The 20,088-nt window shown below is 56.0% G+C and carries 20 protein-coding genes; 4 read left to right on the top strand and 16 right to left on the bottom strand.

Annotated features, from left to right (window positions below):
• Nucleotides 1–14 precede the first annotated feature (14 nt).
• The 14 genes from HNQ83_RS00620 to rpmH all read right to left on the bottom strand — a co-directional run bounded on the left by HNQ83_RS00620 (nt 15) and on the right by rpmH (nt 11,631).
• The gene (locus HNQ83_RS00620; RefSeq protein ID WP_175387195.1) at nt 15–551 is read right to left on the bottom strand and encodes a F0F1 ATP synthase subunit delta; all 537 of its coding nucleotides are present in this window, start codon (nt 549–551) and stop codon (nt 15–17) included.
• A 12-nt stretch (nt 552–563) separates the two neighbouring features.
• Nucleotides 564–1,034 (bottom strand): F0F1 ATP synthase subunit B, encoded by a 471-nt coding sequence (locus HNQ83_RS00615; protein ID WP_175387194.1) that lies wholly within the window; start codon nt 1,032–1,034, stop codon nt 564–566.
• A 58-nt stretch (nt 1,035–1,092) separates the two neighbouring features.
• Nucleotides 1,093–1,350 (bottom strand): F0F1 ATP synthase subunit C, encoded by a 258-nt coding sequence (gene atpE / locus HNQ83_RS00610; protein WP_003097235.1) that lies wholly within the window; start codon nt 1,348–1,350, stop codon nt 1,093–1,095.
• 134 nt (nt 1,351–1,484) lie between these two features.
• The gene (atpB, locus tag HNQ83_RS00605; RefSeq protein ID WP_007969902.1) at nt 1,485–2,354 is read right to left on the bottom strand and encodes a F0F1 ATP synthase subunit A; all 870 of its coding nucleotides are present in this window, start codon (nt 2,352–2,354) and stop codon (nt 1,485–1,487) included.
• Between the two features lie 16 nt (nt 2,355–2,370).
• Nucleotides 2,371–2,778 (bottom strand): F0F1 ATP synthase subunit I, encoded by a 408-nt coding sequence (locus tag HNQ83_RS00600; protein ID WP_047535609.1) that lies wholly within the window; start codon nt 2,776–2,778, stop codon nt 2,371–2,373.
• A gap of 148 nt (nt 2,779–2,926) precedes the next feature.
• Nucleotides 2,927–3,799 carry a ParB/RepB/Spo0J family partition protein gene (locus HNQ83_RS00595; protein ID WP_175387193.1) on the bottom strand — a complete coding sequence of 291 codons (873 nt, stop codon included), beginning with the start codon at nt 3,797–3,799 and terminating at the stop codon, nt 2,927–2,929.
• Between the two features lie 9 nt (nt 3,800–3,808).
• Nucleotides 3,809–4,606: a ParA family protein gene (locus tag HNQ83_RS00590; RefSeq protein WP_175387192.1), complete on the bottom strand. Its 798-nt coding sequence runs from the start codon at nt 4,604–4,606 to the stop codon at nt 3,809–3,811.
• Between the two features lie 18 nt (nt 4,607–4,624).
• Nucleotides 4,625–5,269, bottom strand: a complete 645-nt coding sequence (rsmG, locus tag HNQ83_RS00585; protein ID WP_175387191.1) for a 16S rRNA (guanine(527)-N(7))-methyltransferase RsmG — start codon at nt 5,267–5,269, stop codon at nt 4,625–4,627.
• Nucleotides 5,266–7,158, bottom strand: coding sequence for a tRNA uridine-5-carboxymethylaminomethyl(34) synthesis enzyme MnmG (mnmG, locus tag HNQ83_RS00580; RefSeq protein WP_175387190.1), 1,893 nt, complete (start codon nt 7,156–7,158; stop codon nt 5,266–5,268). Before mnmG ends, rsmG begins: the two co-directional genes overlap by 4 nt.
• Nucleotides 7,159–7,708: 550 nt before the next feature.
• Entirely contained in the window at nt 7,709–9,079 is a 1,371-nt protein-coding gene (gene mnmE / locus HNQ83_RS00575; protein WP_175387189.1) for a tRNA uridine-5-carboxymethylaminomethyl(34) synthesis GTPase MnmE, read from the bottom strand.
• Between the two features lie 79 nt (nt 9,080–9,158).
• Nucleotides 9,159–10,838, bottom strand: a complete 1,680-nt coding sequence (yidC, locus tag HNQ83_RS00570; protein ID WP_175387188.1) for a membrane protein insertase YidC — start codon at nt 10,836–10,838, stop codon at nt 9,159–9,161.
• Between the two features lie 2 nt (nt 10,839–10,840).
• Complete coding sequence (yidD, locus tag HNQ83_RS00565) at nt 10,841–11,086, bottom strand: membrane protein insertion efficiency factor YidD (RefSeq protein WP_010207715.1); 246 nt, start codon at nt 11,084–11,086, stop codon at nt 10,841–10,843.
• A complete protein-coding gene (gene rnpA / locus HNQ83_RS00560) occupies nt 11,079–11,480 on the bottom strand; it encodes a ribonuclease P protein component (protein ID WP_197677877.1) in 402 nt (133 codons plus the stop codon). Before rnpA ends, yidD begins: the two co-directional genes overlap by 8 nt.
• A gap of 16 nt (nt 11,481–11,496) precedes the next feature.
• Nucleotides 11,497–11,631, bottom strand: coding sequence for a 50S ribosomal protein L34 (gene rpmH / locus HNQ83_RS00555; RefSeq protein WP_003213577.1), 135 nt, complete (start codon nt 11,629–11,631; stop codon nt 11,497–11,499).
• A gap of 568 nt (nt 11,632–12,199) precedes the next feature.
• On the opposite strand from rpmH, the gene dnaA reads away from it, so the two are divergent.
• From dnaA to gyrB, 4 genes are read left to right on the top strand one after another with little or no spacing between them, the layout of a single operon-like run.
• The gene (gene dnaA / locus HNQ83_RS00550) at nt 12,200–13,726 is read left to right on the top strand and encodes a chromosomal replication initiator protein DnaA (protein WP_175387187.1); all 1,527 of its coding nucleotides are present in this window, start codon (nt 12,200–12,202) and stop codon (nt 13,724–13,726) included.
• Nucleotides 13,727–13,765: 39 nt separating this feature from the next.
• The gene (gene dnaN / locus HNQ83_RS00545; protein ID WP_175387186.1) at nt 13,766–14,869 is read left to right on the top strand and encodes a DNA polymerase III subunit beta; all 1,104 of its coding nucleotides are present in this window, start codon (nt 13,766–13,768) and stop codon (nt 14,867–14,869) included.
• 20 nt (nt 14,870–14,889) lie between these two features.
• Nucleotides 14,890–15,993: a DNA replication/repair protein RecF gene (gene recF / locus HNQ83_RS00540; RefSeq protein WP_175387185.1), complete on the top strand. Its 1,104-nt coding sequence runs from the start codon at nt 14,890–14,892 to the stop codon at nt 15,991–15,993.
• Between the two features lie 5 nt (nt 15,994–15,998).
• Entirely contained in the window at nt 15,999–18,416 is a 2,418-nt protein-coding gene (gene gyrB, locus HNQ83_RS00535) for a DNA topoisomerase (ATP-hydrolyzing) subunit B (RefSeq protein ID WP_096515614.1), read from the top strand.
• Between the two features lie 286 nt (nt 18,417–18,702).
• On the opposite strand, the gene HNQ83_RS00530 is transcribed toward gyrB, so the two are convergent.
• Together HNQ83_RS00530 and gmhB are read right to left on the bottom strand one after the other, a co-directional pair.
• Nucleotides 18,703–19,482, bottom strand: a complete 780-nt coding sequence (locus tag HNQ83_RS00530) for a 1-acyl-sn-glycerol-3-phosphate acyltransferase (protein ID WP_175387184.1) — start codon at nt 19,480–19,482, stop codon at nt 18,703–18,705.
• Nucleotides 19,483–19,548: 66 nt separating this feature from the next.
• The gene (gene gmhB / locus HNQ83_RS00525; protein ID WP_175387183.1) at nt 19,549–20,082 is read right to left on the bottom strand and encodes a D-glycero-beta-D-manno-heptose 1,7-bisphosphate 7-phosphatase; all 534 of its coding nucleotides are present in this window, start codon (nt 20,080–20,082) and stop codon (nt 19,549–19,551) included.
• Nucleotides 20,083–20,088: the final 6 nt, after the last annotated feature.

The raw sequence follows: 20,088 nt of genomic DNA, 5'->3' as shown, positions 1-20,088 counted from the left end.
CTGCCCCTTCAAACTCAAGATTTCAATGCTTCGGCAAGTTTCGCGATTTTGCCGCGAATCGAGCCATCGATAACCAGGTCGCCGGCGCGGATAACAATGCCCCCGATAAGGGAACTGTCTTCCTCGACTTGCAGGCGCACTTCCCGGTTGAGTCGTGCACTGAGAACCTTGGCGAGTTTGTCTTGCTGTTCTTGGTTCAATGCGAAAGCACTGGTCACTTCTACGTCTACCGATTTCTCTTGCTCGGCCTTGTACAGGTCGAACAGAGCGGCGATTTCCGGCAGAAGCAGGAGGCGCTCGTTTTCGGCAACGACGTGGATGAAATTCTGTGCCTTGGCATCGAACTTGTCGCCGCACACGTCAATGAACGTGGCGGCCTTTTCTGCGCTCGTCAGTCGCGGGGCCTTGAGCACGCGCTGCATGGTGTCGTCTTCCGACACCGCTGCAGCCAGGCCGAGCATGGCTGACCAATTGGCCAGTTGCTGGTGGGCCTGAGCGTGCTCGAAGGCCGCCTTAGCGTAAGGTCGGGCCAACGTGGTCAGTTCTGCCATGATCGCCCTCGCTTAGATTTCAGCAGCCAGTTGGTTAACCAGCTCTGCGTGCGCGTTTTGATCGATTGACTTGCCCAGGATCTTCGAAGCACCGTCAACGGCCAGGCTACCCACTTGGGCGCGCAGCGCGTCTTTGACGCTGTTCAGTTCCTGTTCGATCTCGGCCTGAGCCTGAGCCTTCACACGGTCAGCTTCGACGCGAGCCTGTTCACGGGCTTCGTCGACGATCTGAGTACCGCGCTTCTTGGCTTGCTCGATGATTTCAGCTGCCTGAGCTTTCGCTTCGCGCAGTTGTTGACCAGCTTTCTCTTTGGCCAACTCCAGGTCGCGAGCTGCTCGGCTGGCAGCGTCCAGTCCATCCGCGATCTTCTTTTGACGTTCGTGCAATGCCGTGATGACCGGAGGCCATACGAACTTCATGCAGAACAGTACAAAAATGAGGAACGCAACGGACTGGCCAATCAGGGTCGCATTAATGTTCACGCCAACACCTCGCAGTTACGTTGTCCATCACATCAAATTACTCGGAAGATCCGAGTAATTAGCCAGCGATCTGACCAACGAACGGGTTCGCAAAGGTGAAGAACAGAGCGATACCAACACCGATCATGGTTACGGCGTCGAGCAGACCGGCAACGATGAACATTTTAACTTGCAGCATTGGAACCATTTCTGGTTGACGCGCTGCGCCTTCCAGGAACTTGCCGCCCAGCAGGCCGAAACCAATTGCGGTACCCAGTGCGCCCAGGCCGATCAACAGTGCAACAGCGATAGCGGTTAGACCAACTACAGTTTCCATCTTTCCTCCCGACTTTTACGTCGTATGGTTTAGGTTTTTTAGATTAAAGCGGTAAAACAAATCGTTTCATGGTGCCCCGTGAGGAGCCCCCTCCCGTTTGACCGGGAGGGACATCAGACTAGTCGAGACTGGCCTTAATGGTTTTCTTCGTGCGCCATCGACAGGTAGACGATGGTCAGCATCATGAAGATGAACGCCTGCAGGGTGATGATCAGGATGTGGAACACAGCCCACGCCCACTGCAGAACAACGCCCAGGCCGCTAAGCCAGAGCAGGCCGCTGCCGAACATCACAGCGATCAGGATGAACACCAGCTCACCGGCATACATGTTGCCGAACAGACGCAGAGCCAGAGAGATCGGCTTGGCGATCAGAGTCACGAATTCCAGCAGGAAGTTCACCGGGATCAGCAGGGCTTGAACGAAGATGTTCTTGCTGCCGAACGGGTGCAGGGTCAGCTCGCCGATGAAGCCGCCGAGGCCCTTGACCTTGATGCTATAGAAAATGATCAGTGCGAAAACCGAGAACGCCATGCCCAGGGTCGCGTTCGGGTCGGTAGTCGACACTGCGCGGAACGGGATGTGATGGTCGCCGGAGATCAGGATGGCCAGCTGAGGAATCCAGTCGACCGGTACCAGGTCGACGGCGTTCATCAGGAACACCCAGACGAAGATGGTCAGTGCCAGCGGTGCAATCACCGGGCTACGGCCATGGAAGCTGTCTTTCACGCTGCCATCGACGAATTCGACCAATACTTCAACGAAGTTCTGCAAAGCACCTGGCTGACCGGAAGTCGCTTTCTTTGCCGCCATGCGGAAAAGAAGTACGAAGATCAGACCCAATGCGACCGACCAGCCGAGGGTATCGACGTGGAAAGCCCAGAAGCCCATTTCCTTGGCTTCTGCTGCGGTGTGGGCAAAGCCCCAGCCGCCGGTAGGGTGCTGACCGAAAGTCAGGTTCTGCAAGTGGTGCTGGATATAGCCCGAAGCGGTTGTTTCTGCCATGGTTGCCTCAAACGCCCTAAGGTCTCGAAAGTCTTGTTCTCATCAGCAGGGGAGCGAACCAGCTGACCAGTTGGGTCAGCACGAAGACGCCGAATACTGCCAGCGGCGCCAATGGCTTCACACCTGCAAACGTCAATGCAAAGAGCACCGCCGTCAAAATCAGTTTGCCCGCCTCGCCGGCATAAAAAGACCGGACGATGGCTTGAGCTGCTCGGGCGCCGGAAAACCGAAATGCCCTGTGAGCGAAATAAACATTGGGCAGCAAGGCTATCAGGCCTCCGCAAAGTCCCGAGTACCCGGCAACGACTCCATACCATTGCCAGAGCGCCAAAGCGGCAATGAGCAAAATGACAAACTGAGCCATCAACACCGGAAAAACTGCCAGTCGATGGAACGGCAAGCGGTTTGGCGTGCGGGTTTCCATCACTATTGCTCTCCAATGGTCGGCTGCCGAAATGCAACAACTTGGCATAATTTGTGCCGACAAAATGCGCGCAGAGTATAGGGGCGGTTCTGCCCCTATTCAACTGTCAGGTAGTGATTTCCGACTGCGCGCTACATGAGGAAATGTTTCAGCGGATATGTGCGAGTACACCTTGTAGTTCATCCAGGGAGTTATATCCAATCACTAACTGCCCTTTACCCTTCTTACCGTGGCGAATCTGCACCGCAGAGCCTAGGCGCTCGGCCAGGCGCTGTTCGAGACGGGCGATATCCGGGTCCGGTTTTGCCGGTTCCACAGGCTCCGGTTTACCACTCAACCACTGGCGAACCAGTGCTTCAGTCTGGCGCACGGTGAGCCCACGTGCGACAACATGTCGCGCCCCTTCAACCTGTTGATTATCCGGCAAACCGAGCAACGCACGGGCGTGACCCATTTCAAGATCGCCGTGGGACAGCATGGTCTTGATGACCTCGGGCAGCGAAATCAGGCGCAACAGGTTCGCCACTGTTACGCGGGACTTACCCACAGCCTCGGCCACTTGTTGCTGGGTCAGCTGAAACTCCTGCTGCAGACGCTGCAAGGCCATCGCTTCTTCAATCGGGTTCAGGTCTTCGCGCTGGATGTTCTCGATCAGGGCGATAGCGATCGCGGTTTCATCGGGTACATCGCGAACCATCGCAGGGATGGTTTCCTGCCCGGCTTGCTGGCTGGCGCGCCAGCGGCGTTCGCCAGCAATAATTTCAAAGCGGCCGCTGCCAATCGGGCGAACCACGATGGGCTGCATGACGCCCTGGGCCTTGATCGACTGCGCCAGTTCTTCCAACGCCTGGGGATCCATGTCCCGACGCGGCTGGTATTTACCGCGCTGGAGCAGGTCCAGTGGCAGGTGTTGCAGCTCACGCTGATCGGCTTGCGCCGCTTGTTCTTCCAGCGAGCTGACAGTCGGACCACTCAGCAGTGCATCCAGTCCACGTCCGAGACCTCGTTTCTTGACGGCCATGGGGATTCCTTAAGTTGCCTGAGCAGCGGCGATGCGTGAGTTTTTGCGCTGACGACGAACCATTTCGCCCGCCAGGGCCAGATAAGCAACGGCGCCACGGGAGGCTTTGTCATACGCCAGCGCCGGCATGCCGTAGCTTGGCGCTTCGGCCAGTCGAATGTTGCGCGGAATGACGGTGTCGTACAGCTGATCACCGAAGTGTTCCTTGAGCTGCGCCGACACATCGTTCATCAGGCTGAGGCGTGGATCGTACATCGTACGCAACAGGCCTTCGACCTTGAGGTTCGGGTTCAGCAATTCAGCGATGCGCTTGATGTTATCCACAAGGTCGCTCAAACCTTCGAGTGCGAAGTACTCGCACTGCATGGGGATAATGACCCCGTCGGCCGCAACCAATGCGTTCAGTGTCAGCATCGACAGTGACGGTGGGCAATCGATCAAAATGTAATCGTAGTTTTCGCGGATCGGCGCCAACGCGCTGCGCAGACGGCTTTCCTTCATCTGCATTTCCAGCAAAACCACTTCGGCAGCGGTCAGATCGCGGTTAGCGGGCAGCAGCTGGTAACCACCGTGCTCGGAAAAATGCATGGCCTGGGCCAGATCGCATTCGCCAATCAACAGGTCATAAACCGAGTTTTCCAGGCTGTGCTTATCCACACCGCTACCCATGGTGGCGTTGCCCTGTGGATCGAGATCGATCAACAACACCCGGCGCTTGGTCGCGACGAGGGATGCTGCGAGGTTGATGCAGGTGGTGGTCTTGCCCACACCACCCTTTTGGTTCGCAATCGCGAATACCTTAGCCATTCTTGCTTGTGTTCCCAATCATGCCGTGCGGCGCAGTATCAGCAGATGGCGTTGGCCTTGGCAACCAGGTACGGCCAGGGCGTGTTCGCTATCGAGGTGGAAGTCTGTCGGCAATGCTACCAGCTCATCGGCGGGATGAACGCCCTTCATTGCCAGCCAGCGTGTATGGGTGTCACCGAGGTGGCGAGTCCAGTTCGTGAAGTTTTCCATGCTGCTGAACGCACGGGAAATGATCCCGTTGAACGGCTGGGCAGGTTGGAAAGCCTCGACGCGACTGTGGATAACTTGAAGGTTATCCAGTTTGAGTTCGAGTTTGACTTGAGTCAGGAAGCGAGTCTTCTTGCCGTTACTGTCCAGGCAGGTGACTTGAGAGTCCGGAAACAGGATCGCCAGCGGAATACCCGGCATGCCCCCGCCACTGCCAACGTCGAGCCAGCGACCGTTCTCGATGAACGACATCACACTCAAGCTATCGAGCAGATGGCGCGACACCATTTCGTCTGGATCACGTACAGCGGTCAGGTTGTAAGCCTTGTTCCATTTGATCAACAGGGCGAGGTAACCCAGCAGTTGCGCGTGCTGGGCTTCTGTCAGAGCGACACCGAGCTGGCGAGCACCTGTGGATAACTCTTCGGCATGTTGCGAGGTGACCAACGAACTCAAGCGCTTTGCTCCAACTGACGGCCTGCGCCGCGTTTTTTCAAATGAATCATCAACAGCGAAATGGCTGCCGGCGTAACACCCGGGATTCTTGAAGCCTGGCCCAGGGTTTCCGGACGGGTCGCACCGAGCTTGCTCTGGATTTCTTTCGAGAGGCCCGAAATGTTCGTGTAATCGATATCCACAGGCAGTTTCGTGTCCTCGCTGGCGCGCAGACGAGCGATTTCATCCTGTTGACGATCAATGTACCCGGCATATTTGGTTTTGATTTCGACCTGTTCGGCGACCTGTGGATCTTCTGCGCCTTCGCCAGTAACCGCGATCAAGCCAGCGTAGTCGATTTCTGGACGGCTCAAGAGGTTGAGCAGGTTGTATTCGTGGGTCAGCGGTGTGCCGAATTTTTCGGCAATTGCATCGCCCTGCACGGTGCCCGGGCGAACCCAGGTACTTTTCAGGCGCTGCTCTTCCAGTGCGATGCCTTCGCGCTTTTTGCTGAACGCGGCCCAGCGCACGTCATCCACCAGACCCAGTTCGCGACCTTTTTCGGTCAAGCGCAGGTCGGCGTTGTCTTCGCGCAAAATCAGGCGGTATTCGGCGCGGGAAGTGAACATACGATACGGCTCTTGGGTGCCGAGCGTAATCAGGTCGTCAACCAACACCCCGATGTAGGCCTCATCGCGACGTGGACACCAGGCGTCTTTGCCTTGTGCACGCAATGCGGCATTGGTTCCGGCCAGCAAACCTTGGGCGCCGGCCTCTTCATAACCGGTGGTGCCGTTGATCTGTCCGGCAAAGAACAGGCCGCCGATGACTTTGGTTTCCAGGCTGTATTTCAAGTCGCGCGGATCGAAATAGTCATATTCGATGGCGTAACCCGGACGCACGATGTGCGCGTTTTCCATGCCACGGATCGATTGCACGATCTGCAACTGCACATCGAACGGCAGGGATGTGGATATCCCGTTTGGATACAGCTCGTTTGTCGTCAAGCCCTCCGGTTCGATGAAGACCTGATGGCTTTCCTTGTCGGCAAAACGGTGGATCTTGTCTTCGATCGACGGGCAGTAACGTGGCCCGATGCCTTCGATCACACCGGAATACATTGGCGAGCGATCAAGGTTGGCAGCAATAATTTCGTGAGTACGCGCGTTTGTGTGGGTAATCCAGCAACTGATCTGCCGTGGATGCTGTTCCTTGGAACCCATGAACGACATCACCGGGATCGGCGTATCACCTGCTTGCTCGGTCATCACCGAGAAATCCACAGACCGGGCGTCAATACGCGGTGGCGTACCGGTTTTCAAGCGTCCGACACGCAAAGGCAACTCACGTAAACGGTGAGCGAGGGCAATCGAAGGCGGATCACCGGCACGGCCGCCGGAAAAATTCTGCATACCGATGTGGATAAGTCCACCGAGGAACGTGCCTGTGGTCAAAACAACCGAGTCCGCCAGGAAACGCAGGCCCATTTGGGTCACCACACCACGCACTTGGTCCTGCTCGACAATCAGATCATCCGCGGCCTGTTGAAATATCCACAGGTTCGGCTGGTTTTCCAGGATTTCGCGGACAGCTGCCTTGTACAGAACCCGATCAGCCTGTGCACGGGTTGCGCGCACGGCAGGTCCTTTGCGGCTGTTCAATACGCGAAATTGAATACCACCTTTATCGGTGGCAATGGCCATCGCGCCGCCCAGGGCGTCGATTTCCTTGACCAGATGGCTTTTGCCGATTCCCCCGATAGCGGGGTTGCAACTCATGGCACCGAGAGTTTCCACGTTATGCGTCAGCAACAGGGTTTTCACCCCCATACGTGCTGAGGCCAGTGCTGCCTCGGTACCGGCATGACCGCCGCCGATGACGATCACTTCAAAACGGGAAGGGAAATCCACCACGCACCTCGTGCCTGCTTAAGTAGGTAATTCAGGAATAGTTTGAGCTCAGGTTTTTGGACCTGGTCGACAAGTATAGGGACTTCGCCCTTCCTAAAGAACCCTTTGCACAAAATTTAACCAGCTGTGGAGAAGTCACGGTTATAGAAATTAAAAAGAGAGAAATTTATTAAATCTTTGTTTTTATGTTTATTTCTACTGACCGACCTTTCTGTGGATAAAGTGATGTAGCCCTTTATTTACAATGTGTACAGAGATTCAAAACCCTGTGATCATGTGGCAAGGAGGCCCTTGGATAACCGGTTTAAGCCTGTGGATGAATGGGGTGGTTATCCACAGAGGCAGATATCTTCAGTTTTGGGGCCCTGTTATCAACTGCCCTCAGCGGCAGTTATTCACAGGGCTTAATCCACAGAAAAAGCGCTCAACGAAGGAAATTCGGGCACGACGAATCTGCCCAGGCGGAAGGAGTCCGTTCGGGATCGGAAGTTTTTACAGAAAAGGAAGGAACAGACAGGCACGAATGGCCTGTCTGTGGACAACGAAGGGGTTATTTACCGATGCAGAAGCTGGAGAAAATTCGTCCCAACAGGTCATCGGAGCTAAAGGCACCGGTTATTTCCCCCAGGGATTGCTGAGCCTGTCGAAGGTCCTCGGCCAGCAATTCGCCAGCGCCAGCCAGGGTCAGTTGAGAGCGGCCGTGCTCCAGGGACGCACTGGCATGGCGCAACGCCTCAAGATGCCGGCGACGCGCGCTGAAGCTGCTTTCCGACGTCTGTTCGTAACCCATGCACGCCTTGAGGTGTTCGCGCAGCAATTCCAGGCCAGCACCTGCGGACTTGGCACTCAGACTAATGGTGACATGGCCATCGTCGCTGACATCCAGGGCAAACGCTTCCCCCGTCAAATCAGCCTTGTTGCGGATCAGCGTGACTTTTGCCGGATCGGGACGGGTTTCAAGGAATTCCGGCCAGAGGGCAAAGGGATCAAGTGCTTCAGGAGCCGTGGCATCAACGACCAACAGCACGCGATCCGCTTCGCCAATGGCTTTCAATGCCCGCTCAACGCCGATTTTTTCCACATGATCATCGGTATCGCGCAGGCCAGCGGTATCGACCACGTGCAAAGGCATGCCATCGATGTGGATATGTTCGCGCAGTACGTCACGGGTAGTGCCGGCAATCTCGGTCACAATGGCTGCTTCACGACCGGCCAGTGCATTGAGCAAGCTGGATTTCCCGGCATTCGGCCGGCCCGCAATCACCACAGTCATGCCATCGCGCAGCAAGGCTCCTTGACCGGCCTCACGCATGACTGTGGATAATTCCTCGCGTACTTTGTCGAGCATGCTCAATACGTTGCCGTCGGCAAGAAAGTCGATTTCTTCCTCCGGGAAGTCGATCGCCGCTTCGACATAAATGCGCAAGCCAATAAGTTGCTCGGTGAGGTTATGCACACGTGACGAAAAAGCGCCCTGCAGGGAACGCAGTGCGTTGCGCGCTGCCTGTGCAGAACTGGCTTCGATCAAGTCGGCGATTGCTTCGGCCTGGGCCAGGTCGAGCTTGTCGTTGAGGAATGCACGCTCGCTGAATTCGCCCGGTCGGGCGAGTCGGCAACCCAGTTCAAGGCAGCGCTTGAGCAGCATATCCAGAACAATCGGGCCGCCATGCCCCTGTAATTCCAGCACGTCTTCGCCGGTGAACGAGTTCGGTCCAGGAAAATACAATGCAATGCCCTGATCAAGCACTTCGTCTTTTTCACCGAGGAACGGACCGTAGTGGGCGAATCGCGGCTTGAGTTCGCGACCGCTGAAGGCCTTGGCTGCAACGTTGGCCAATGGCCCGGAAACACGAACGATGCCCACGCCGCCACGGCCCTGGGCGGTAGCGACGGCGGCGATGGTTTCACGAGGAGCGCTCATAAACCGGTATCCAGACAAAAGTGACAGATAGCAAAACGCCCCACTAGGGGGCGTTTTGAGTGGTTATCCACAGTGTAAATCAGGCAGTCGCTTTAGCGGCGGCTTCGATCTTACGAGTGATGTACCACTGTTGCGCAATCGACAGGCAGTTGTTCACTACCCAGTACAGTACCAGACCTGCCGGGAACCACAGGAAGAAGAAGGTGAAGATGATTGGCATCAACTTCATTACCTTGGCCTGCATCGGATCCGGTGGAGTCGGGTTCAGCTGCTGCTGGATGAACATGGTTGCACCCATGATGATCGGCAGAATGAAGAACGGATCCTTGATCGACAGGTCAGTAATCCACAGCATGAACGGCGCTTGGCGCATTTCGACGCTTTCCAGCAGAACCCAGTACAACGAAAGGAAAACCGGCATCTGCACGAGGATTGGCAAGCAACCACCCAGCGGATTGATCTTCTCTTTCTTGTACAGCTCCATCATGGCCTGCGACATTTTCTGCCGGTCATCGCCATGTTGTTCTTTCAGCGCAGCCAGTTTCGGGGCTACCGCACGCATGCGCGCCATGGATTTGTAGCTGGCAGCCGACAACGGGAAGAAAATCCCCTTGATCAGCATGGTCAGGAAGATGATCGACCAGCCCCAGTTACCCACAATGGCGTGGATATGTTGCAGCAACCAGAAGATAGGTTGAGCGATAAACCACAGAATGCCGTAGTCGACCGTCAGTTCCAGACCTGGGGACAACTCTTTCAGCACAGCCTGGCTTTTCGGACCGGCGTACAGAGTAGCGCTGGTTTCTGCCTTGGCACCCGGCGCGACAGTCAGAGACGGGCCGGTGTAACCGATGATGTAGTTGCCTTTGCTGTCTTTACGGGTCTGGACGATGTTGTTTTCGCCCTTCGCCGGAATCCACGCAGTCACGAAGTAGTGTTGCAGCCAGGCAACCCAACCACCGGTGACGGTTTCTTTAAGCGCAGCCTTGTCCATGTCCTTCATGGACACTTTCTTGTACGGCTCGGAACTTGTCCACAGGGCGGCGCCCAGGTAAGTCGCGGTACCGGTGGCGGTGCTCGAAGACGGATCGGAACTGGCATCACGCTTCAATTGCGCGAACATTGCACCCGACCAAGGTTGGGCGCTCTGGTTGTCGATCAGGTAGGAGACGGTTACGTCATACAGACCGCGTTTCAAGGTGAAACGCTTGATGTAGTTGACGCCGTCCTTGCTGAACTTCAGGTCCACGACCAATTGGTCCTGACCGTCAGCCAGTTGATAAACTTTCTTCTCCGAGGAGTAAACCGGACGACCGGCAGGACTTGCGTCCGGGCCGTTGCTGCCGATCAGGCCACTTTGAGCCAGATAAGTGCGCTCGTTGCCATTGTCGAACAACTGGAATGGAATTTCCGGATGGTCCTGGCGACGTGGATACAGCGGCAGTTTCAGCTGGGCAACATCACCACCTTGTGGATCGATGGCCAGGTCGAGCACATCCGTTTTGATCTGGATGAGGTCGGTGCTGACAGCTACCGGAGTTTCGGCAGGTGCACTGGTATCGTTTGCGGCGTGTGGAATGTCGTCACTGACGGACGCTTTATTGCCAGTTGCCGTATCCGGGAGGCCCGGCGCGGTCGTACTGGAAGCAACATTCTGAGTCGGCAAGGCAGCCTGGCCATAGTCCTGGTTCCATTTAAGAACCATAACGTAGGACACGATTGCCAGGGCGACGATCAGGATCGTGCGTTTGATATCCATGATTACTCGGCCATCGAAGAAGAACGGGAGGTAGGGATAGGTGGAACCGGGTCATAACCACCGGGATTCCACGGATGACAGCGACCTAAACGACGAAAGGTCAGCCAGCCACCGCGCAGAAGGCCATGATTTTCGATGGCTTCCAACGCGTAGCAGGAACAGCTGGGGTAGAAGCGACAGTGACTGGCCATCAGGGGACTAATGGCATAGCGATAAAACTGGATCGGAACGAGTGCCAGTTTACGCATCTGGACTGTCTACCCCTACAGTTTCGGTTTTGACTGCTGGTACCGGCGTGCTACGTGCCAGACGCTTCCAGAGTTTGCCGAAATGCTGAATCAATTCGGGGTTTTCTACGTCACCCAAACCTTTGCGCGCGACGATAACAATGTCCCAGCCGACCAGTAAATCCTGGTTCAGGCGAAACGATTCGCGCATCAGACGTTTGAGGCGATTGCGCTCGACGGAGAGCTTTACGCTCTTTTTCCCGATAACCAGCCCGAGACGGGGGTGATCAAGATCGTTGTTGCGCGCAAGGAGCAGGAGATTTTTCCCCGGAACCTTGCCGGTAGGGGAGTCAAAGACTGCCTTGAAATGCCGGGGAGTAAGCAGACGCTTTTCCCGACTGAAGTCCTGACTCACCTCCAGTGCCGGATTATCAAACTGCCAGACGCGCACGACCTTTGGCGCGACGACGCGACAGGACGGCACGACCGTTCTTGGTAGCCATGCGAGCACGGAAACCGTGGGTACGAGCGCGTTTGATAGTGCTTGGTTGGAAAGTACGTTTCATTGTCGTGTTACCTGGTTCGTCCACAACGGGCCGGAATGGCCCCCGTTTTAAGAGACCGGGGATTCTAGAGAAAGCAAGCCTCTAGGTCAATTTCCAACCAACGTTTCCTTATAAATAGATCGCCAGACGTTTTGCCCGGGTGTAGATCAATCCGTAGAAATAAAAATAAAGAAGGAAAGTATTTAAAGCTTTTCTGTAAAGCTTATAAAGGCTAGGGAGGCCATCGCCTGTGGATAACTGCCTTAACGCCTTGTTGTACGGGTTGTACAGAGAATGACAACTACAGTGGAAAACCGTGTTCAGCCTGTGCTGCACTGTCGGAAAACCTGTGTGCGAAAGTGTGCTTTATCCACAGGCAGGTTATCCACTGAGTTTCGCCCCCAGTTGTGCAATGAGCTCAGACCCGGTTATCCACAGAGCTTATGCACAGACCATTGGTCGTCTTTTTTGCGTAGAAAACAGTGATTCTTCTTGGTCGATGACCTACCTACGTGTGGATAAGTCGGCGTCTGATCGTTACAATGGCCGCTTGTTTTTGCCTCACCGGCTTTCAACTTAGGGGATATCCGTGTCAGTGGAACTTTGGCAGCAGTGCGTGGAGCTTTTGCGCGATGAGCTGCCTGCCCAACAATTCAACACTTGGATCCGTCCACTACAGGTCGAAGCCGAAGGCGACGAGTTACGCGTCTACGCGCCCAATCGTTTCGTTCTGGACTGGGTCAACGAAAAGTACCTGAGCCGCGTTCTGGAGTTGCTGGATGAGCACGGCAACGGGATGGCGCCTGCGCTCTCCTTATTAATAGGCAGCAAGCGCAGCTCGGCACCGCGTGCCGCACCGAATGCTCCGCTTGCAGCCGCCGTTGCTGCTTCTCAGGTCCAGGCTACTCCGGCACCGGTCAATACACCGCAGCCGACAACAACCACACCGACCAAGCGCGCGGCGCAAAAAGTCAGCGAAGTTGTTGAAGAAGAGCCGTCGCGCGATAGCTTCGATCCGATGGCCGGTGCCAGCTCGCAACAGGCCCCGGTTCGGGCGGAACAACGCACCGTGCAGGTAGAAGGCGCGCTCAAGCACACCAGCTACCTGAACCGCACCTTTACCTTCGAAAACTTCGTTGAGGGCAAGTCCAACCAACTGGCCCGGGCTGCGGCCTGGCAGGTGGCGGATAATCCCAAGCATGGCTACAACCCGCTCTTCCTTTATGGTGGCGTGGGTCTGGGTAAAACTCACTTGATGCACGCTGTGGGTAACCATCTATTAAAGAAGAACCCGAACGCCAAGGTCGTGTACCTGCATTCCGAACGCTTTGTGGCGGACATGGTTAAGGCCCTGCAACTGAACGCGATCAACGAGTTCAAGCGTTTCTACCGCTCGGTGGACGCTTTGCTGATCGACGATATTCAGTTCTTCGCCCGCAAAGAACGTTCCCAGGAAGAGTTTTTCCACACCTTCAACGCCCTGCTTGAAGGTGGTCAGCAGGTCATTCTCACCAGTGACCGCTACCCGAAAGAAATCGAAGGCCTTGAAGAGCGCCTCAAATCCCGCTTCGGTTGGGGGTTGACGGTAGCTGTCGAGCCGCCGGAGCTGGAAACCCGCGTGGCGATTCTGATGAAGAAGGCCGACCAGGCCAAAGTCGAACTGCCCCACGATGCGGCGTTCTTCATTGCCCAACGCATTCGCTCCAACGTCCGTGAATTGGAAGGCGCGCTTAAACGCGTGATCGCTCACTCTCACTTCATGGGCCGCGATATCACCATCGAGCTGATTCGTGAATCCTTGAAGGATTTGTTGGCGCTGCAAGACAAACTGGTCTCTGTGGATAACATTCAGCGTACCGTCGCCGAGTACTACAAGATCAAGATCTCCGATTTGCTGTCCAAACGCCGTTCGCGTTCGGTCGCCCGCCCGCGCCAGGTCGCCATGGCATTGTCCAAGGAACTGACCAACCACAGCCTGCCGGAAATCGGCGATGTGTTCGGCGGACGCGACCACACCACGGTGTTGCACGCCTGTCGCAAGATCAATGAACTTAAGGAATCCGACGCGGACATCCGCGAGGACTACAAGAACCTGCTGCGTACACTGACCACTTGATGAACACCAGCGCAGCTAATTAAGGCAAGGGACTAGACCATGCATTTCACCATTCAACGCGAAGCCCTGTTGAAACCCCTGCAACTGGTCGCAGGCGTCGTCGAGCGCCGACAGACCTTGCCGGTGCTTTCCAACGTGCTGCTGGTTGTCGAAGGCCAGCAACTGTCGCTGACCGGTACCGACCTGGAAGTCGAACTGGTCGGTCGTGTTCAACTTGAAGAGCCTGCCGAACCAGGTTCCATCACCGTGCCTGCGCGTAAGCTGATGGATATCTGCAAAAGTTTGCCGAACGATGCGTTGATCGACATCAAGGTTGACGAGCAGAAACTGGTGGTGAAGGCCGGTCGTAGCCGCTTCACGCTGTCGACTCTGCCGGCCAATGACTTCCCGACGGTCGAAGAAGGCCCGGGCTCGCTGACCTGCAGCCTCGAGCAAAGCAAACTGCGCCGCCTGATCGAGCGCACCAGCTTCGCCATGGCCCAGCAGGATGTGCGTTATTACCTCAACGGTATGCTCCTGGAAGTGTCGGCCGGCGTGATTCGCGCTGTGGCCACCGACGGCCATCGCCTGGCGATGTGCTCGATGCAGGCTGATATCGGTCAGCTAGATCGCCATCAGGTCATCGTGCCACGTAAGGGTATTCTGGAGCTGGCACGCCTTCTGACCGAACCGGACGGCAACGTCAGCATCGTGCTGGGTCAGCACCACATTCGCGCCACCACAGGTGAATTCACCTTCACATCGAAACTGGTCGACGGCAAGTTCCCTGATTACGAGCGTGTTCTGCCAAAAGGCGGTGACAAGCTGGTACTCGGTGACCGTCAGGCGCTGCGTGAAGCCTTCAGCCGTACCGCGATTCTGTCCAACGAGAAGTACCGCGGTATCCGTTTGCAACTGGCCAATGGTCAGCTGAAAATCCAGGCGAACAACCCGGAGCAGGAAGAAGCGGAAGAAGAAGTAGGCGTTGAGTACAACGGTGGCTCGCTGGAAATCGGTTTCAACGTGAGCTACCTGCTGGACGTACTGGGCGTGATGACCACCGAGCAGGTGCGCCTGATCCTGTCCGACTCCAACAGCAGTGCGCTGGTGCAAGAGTCCGACAATGACGACTCGGCCTACGTTGTCATGCCGATGCGTCTGTAATCATGCTCAGCAGAAGCTAGATGTCATTAAGTCGCGTCTCGGTCACCGCGGTGCGCAATCTGCACCCGGTGACCTTCTCCCCCTCCCCCCGAATCAATATTCTTTACGGCGCCAACGGCAGCGGCAAAACCAGTGTTCTGGAAGCCATCCACCTGCTGGGGCTTGCCCGTTCGTTTCGCAGTGCCCGACTGTTGCCGGTCATTCAGTACGAACAATTGGCATGCACGGTTTTCGGTCAGGTTGAGTTGGCTGAGGGTGGGCATAGTGCGCTTGGCATTTCACGCGACCGCCAGGGGGAATTCCAGATCCGCATCGATGGGCAAAACGCTCGTAGCGCTGCGCAGTTGGCAGAAATCCTACCGCTTCAGCTCATCAACCCCGACAGCTTTCGTTTGTTGGAAGGTGCACCGAAGATTCGCCGACAGTTTCTCGACTGGGGCGTGTTCCACGTGGAACCGCGGTTCATGTCGACCTGGCAGCGACTGCAGAAGGCCCTGCGCCAGAGAAACTCTTGGCTGCGGCATGGTACACTTGACGCCGTTTCGCAAGCGGTTTGGGACAGGGAACTGTGCCAGGCCAGCGCTGAAATCGATGAATACCGTCGCGCTTATATCAAAGCCTTGAAGCCCGTCTTCGAACAGACCTTGAGCGAACTGGTTGAGCTCAAGGGCTTAACGCTCAGCTATTACCGAGGTTGGGACAAGGACCGCGAATTAAGCGCAGTACTCGCAGGATCCCTGCAACGGGATCAGCAGATGGGTCATACCCAGGCCGGACCTCAACGTGCTGATTTGCGTCTCAGACTAGGCGCACACAATGCTGCAGACATCTTGTCCCGCGGCCAGCAGAAGTTGGTGGTATGTGCATTGCGGATTGCCCAGGGGCATCTGGTCAGCCAAGCCCGACGCGGTCAGTGTATTTATCTGGTGGATGACCTGCCGTCCGAACTGGACGAGCACCACCGTCGCGCGCTTTGCCGCTTGCTGGAAGACTTACGCTGCCAGGTGTTTATCACCTGTGTAGATCACGAATTATTGAGGGAAGGCTGGCAGACGGAAACGCCAGTCGCTCTGTTCCACGTGGAACAGGGCCGTATCACCCAGACCCACGACCATCGGGAGTGAAGGCATTGAGCGAAGAAAATACGTACGACTCAACGAGCATTAAAGTGCTGAAAGGCCTGGATGCCGTACGCAAACGTCCCGGTATGTACATTGGTGACACCGATGATGGTAGCGGTCTGCACCACATGGTGTTCGAGGTGGTCGATAACTCGATCGACGAAGCGCTGGCCGGCCACTGCGACGACATCAGCATTATTATTCACCCGGATGAATCCATCACCGTTCGCGACAACGGCCGTGGCATCCCGGTAGACGTGCATAAAGAAGAAGGCGTTTCGGCAGCCGAGGTCATCATGACCGTACTGCACGCCGGCGGTAAGTTCGACGACAACTCCTACAAAGTATCCGGCGGCCTGCACGGTGTAGGTGTGTCGGTGGTGAACGCTCTGTCCGAACAGCTTGTCCTCACTGTGCGTCGTAGTGGCAAGATCTGGGAACAGACCTACGTTCACGGTGTTCCACAAGAGCCGATGAAAATCGTTGGCGACAGCGAGAGCACAGGCACCCAGATTCACTTCAAGGCTTCCAGCGAAACCTTCAAGAACATCCACTTCAGCTGGGACATTCTGGCCAAGCGGATTCGCGAACTGTCCTTCCTCAACTCCGGTGTCGGCATCGTCCTCAAGGATGAGCGCAGCGGCAAGGAAGAGCTGTTCAAGTACGAAGGCGGCTTGCGGGCATTCGTTGAATACCTGAACACCAACAAGACCCCGGTCAACCAGGTGTTCCACTTCAACATCCAGCGTGAAGACGGCATTGGCGTGGAAATCGCCCTGCAGTGGAACGACAGCTTCAACGAGAACCTGTTGTGCTTCACCAACAACATTCCACAGCGCGATGGCGGTACTCACCTGGTGGGTTTCCGTTCGGCACTGACGCGTAACCTGAACACCTACATCGAAGCCGAAGGCCTGGCGAAGAAGCACAAGGTCGCGACCACCGGTGACGATGCCCGTGAAGGCTTGACCGCGATCATTTCGGTGAAAGTGCCGGATCCGAAGTTCAGTTCCCAGACCAAAGACAAGCTGGTGTCTTCCGAAGTGAAGACCGCGGTCGAACAGGAAATGGGCAAGTACTTCTCGGACTTCCTCCTGGAGAACCCGAACGAAGCCAAGCTGGTTGTCGGCAAGATGATCGACGCCGCTCGTGCCCGTGAAGCGGCGCGCAAGGCCCGTGAAATGACACGCCGTAAAGGTGCATTGGACATCGCCGGCCTGCCGGGCAAACTGGCTGACTGCCAGGAAAAGGACCCTGCCCTGTCCGAGCTCTACCTCGTGGAAGGTGACTCTGCTGGCGGTTCCGCCAAGCAGGGCCGTAACCGCAAGACCCAGGCTATTTTGCCTCTCAAGGGTAAAATCCTGAACGTCGAGAAGGCGCGTTTCGACAAGATGATCTCTTCCCAGGAAGTGGGCACCTTGATCACCGCGCTGGGCTGCGGCATCGGTCGCGAAGAGTACAACATCGACAAGCTGCGTTATCACAACATCATCATCATGACTGATGCTGACGTCGACGGTTCGCACATCCGTACCCTGCTGCTGACCTTCTTCTTCCGTCAGCTGCCAGAGCTGATCGAGCGCGGTTACATCTATATCGCCCAGCCGCCGCTGTACAAGGTCAAGAAAGGCAAGCAAGAGCAATACATCAAAGACGACGACGCCATGGAAGAGTACATGACGCAGTCGGCCCTGGAAGATGCCAGCCTGCACCTGAACGAAGATGCACCAGGAATCTCCGGTGAAGCCCTTGAGCGTCTGGTGAATGACTTCCGCCTGGTGATGAAGACCCTCAAGCGTCTGTCACGCCTGTACCCACAGGAACTGACCGAGCACTTCATCTACCTGCCGGCTGTCAGCCTGGAGCAGCTGTCCGATCACGCAGCGATGCAGGATTGGTTGGCCCAGTACGAAGTGCGTCTGCGCACCGTCGAAAAATCCGGTCTGGTTTACAAGGCCAGCCTGCGTGAAGACCGTGAACGTAACGTCTGGCTGCCAGAGGTCGAACTGATCTCCCATGGCCTGTCGAACTACGTCACGTTTAACCGCGACTTCTTCGGCAGCAACGACTACAAGACTGTCGTTTCCCTGGGGGCTCAGCTGAGCACCCTGCTGGACGAAGGCGCATACATCCAGCGCGGTGAGCGCAAGAAAGCAGTCACCGAGTTCAAGGAAGCCCTGGACTGGCTGATGGCTGAAAGCACCAAGCGTCACACCATCCAGCGATACAAAGGTCTGGGCGAGATGAACCCGGATCAGCTGTGGGAAACCACCATGGACCCAAGCGTGCGCCGGATGCTCAAAGTGACCATCGAAGACGCCATTGGCGCAGACCAGATCTTCAACACCCTGATGGGTGATGCGGTCGAACCTCGTCGTGACTTCATCGAAAGCAACGCCCTGGCGGTTTCCAACCTGGATTTCTGATTCAGACTCCCCGTCAAACAAAAAGGCCAACGCTTATGCGTTGGCCTTTTTTATTGTGTGCAGAGTGTCGCAGTTCGGCTTGCACTTCACTTTGTACGACGATGGAAATGGCTTAATCGCGGGTATAAAAAAACCGGCTATATCAGCCGGTTTTTTTGCGTCCGAAAAAAACTTATGCACGCTTTTCGGTGTTTTATCTGTTTAAGAAATATGTATATAAATCATATAGTTATGAATTGAGATTGACGGTTTTCACGAAAACAGTACACAGGTTATCCACAAAATCTCAGACAACTGCCTGATCGTTGGAAACCGGAGCTTGCGGAGCCGGCGGCAGCGAGCCCATTTCCCGCTGCATCTGCTCGTTCCAGGCCTGTACCCGATCGTTCAAATCAGCAATGGCGCGAGGACCGCTACCTTCGGCATACATCGGTGCGCCGATGATCACGGTAATCACGCCCTGTTTCTTGGCCCAACCCAACTTTGGCCAGAACTTGCCAGCGTTATGCGCAATCGGCAGTACCGGTAGCTCGGCATTGACCGCCAGCGCCGACCCGCTGCGGGAGAATTTGCCAATGGTACCGTAAGGAACGCGGGTGCCTTCAGGGAAAATCAGTACCCAGACATTATCCTTGAGCAGTTCGTCGCCCTTTGACGCGACTTGCTTGAGTGCGGCTTTCGGGTTGTCACGATCAATGGCGATTGGTCGCAGCATGGCCATGGCCCATCCAAAGAATGGAACGTACAGCAGCTCGCGCTTGAGCACCTGGCTCAGTGGTGAGAAGTAGGCGGAAAGAAAAAACGTCTCCCACGTGCTCTGGTGATTCGAGACAATCACGCAGGGCCGGTCAGGCACGTTCTCGGCTCCCTTCACTTCATAACGGATACCGAGGAACACCTTGCTCAACCACAAGGCGCAGCGGCACCAGTACACGTTGATGAAGCGATAACGCGCCTTGAACGGCAGAAAGGGCGCGATAAAAAAGCTCAGGCTGCACCACAGCAAGGAGCTGGTGCCCAGCAGCAGGTAAAAGAGGAAGGTTCTGATGGCCTGCAGTATCGACATGGCGACGTTTACCGTTACGGGCACTGCCCGACTGTTCAAGCGCACTCCCGAACTGTCGAAAGCGCTCTAATTGTGGATAAGTTCTGCGGCAATCGCCGCCAGATCGTCGAAAATCAAAGTGCCTACCGGTAGGGTCTTGCCCAAAGTCTTTTCGCCTTTCCCGGTCTTAACTAAAACTGGCTGAGAATCGACGGCTTTGGCGGCTTCCAGGTCACCGAGACTATCGCCGACAAACCATAGATCAGTCAGCGATATGTTGTAATGTGCGGCGATGCTTTTCAACATCCCGGGTTTTGGCTTGCGGCAATCGCAGCCGTCGTCCGGCCCGTGCGGGCAGTAGACGATCAGCCCGACTTCACCACCCTGCTGCGCCACCAGCGAGCGCAAGCGCTCGTGCATGGCGTCCAGGGTGGCGATGTCGTAATAGCCGCGAGCGATGCCCGACTGGTTGGTAGCGACCGCTACTGTCCAGCCGGCCTTGCTCAACTGCGCGATGGCTTCGATCGAACCGGGAAGTGGAATCCACTCCTCCACCGACTTGATGTAAGCGTCGGAGTCGTAATTGATCACCCCGTCCCGATCGAGAATCAGCAGTTTCAAACAGAA

It is taken from the genome of Pseudomonas sp. C2B4 (genome assembly GCF_013359695.1).
Taxonomy (GTDB): Bacteria; Pseudomonadota; Gammaproteobacteria; order Pseudomonadales; family Pseudomonadaceae; genus Aquipseudomonas.
This window is presented reverse-complemented; position numbering and strand designations above follow the sequence as displayed.

Coding starts and splice junctions, on each gene's coding strand:
- HNQ83_RS00620 (WP_175387195.1), bottom strand. CDS start 551: ATGGCAGAACTGACCACGTTGGCCCGACCTTACGCTAAGGCGGCCTTC.
- atpE (WP_003097235.1), bottom strand. CDS start 1,350: ATGGAAACTGTAGTTGGTCTAACCGCTATCGCTGTTGCACTGTTGATC.
- atpB (WP_007969902.1), bottom strand. CDS start 2,354: ATGGCAGAAACAACCGCTTCGGGCTATATCCAGCACCACTTGCAGAAC.
- HNQ83_RS00600 (WP_047535609.1), bottom strand. CDS start 2,778: ATGGAAACCCGCACGCCAAACCGCTTGCCGTTCCATCGACTGGCAGTT.
- HNQ83_RS00595 (WP_175387193.1), bottom strand. CDS start 3,799: ATGGCCGTCAAGAAACGAGGTCTCGGACGTGGACTGGATGCACTGCTG.
- HNQ83_RS00590 (WP_175387192.1), bottom strand. CDS start 4,606: ATGGCTAAGGTATTCGCGATTGCGAACCAAAAGGGTGGTGTGGGCAAG.
- mnmE (WP_175387189.1), bottom strand. CDS start 9,079: ATGAGCGCTCCTCGTGAAACCATCGCCGCCGTCGCTACCGCCCAGGGC.
- yidC (WP_175387188.1), bottom strand. CDS start 10,838: ATGGATATCAAACGCACGATCCTGATCGTCGCCCTGGCAATCGTGTCC.
- yidD (WP_010207715.1), bottom strand. CDS start 11,086: ATGCGTAAACTGGCACTCGTTCCGATCCAGTTTTATCGCTATGCCATT.
- rpmH (WP_003213577.1), bottom strand. CDS start 11,631: ATGAAACGTACTTTCCAACCAAGCACTATCAAACGCGCTCGTACCCAC.
- dnaN (WP_175387186.1), top strand. CDS start 13,766: ATGCATTTCACCATTCAACGCGAAGCCCTGTTGAAACCCCTGCAACTG.
- recF (WP_175387185.1), top strand. CDS start 14,890: ATGTCATTAAGTCGCGTCTCGGTCACCGCGGTGCGCAATCTGCACCCG.
- HNQ83_RS00530 (WP_175387184.1), bottom strand. CDS start 19,482: ATGTCGATACTGCAGGCCATCAGAACCTTCCTCTTTTACCTGCTGCTG.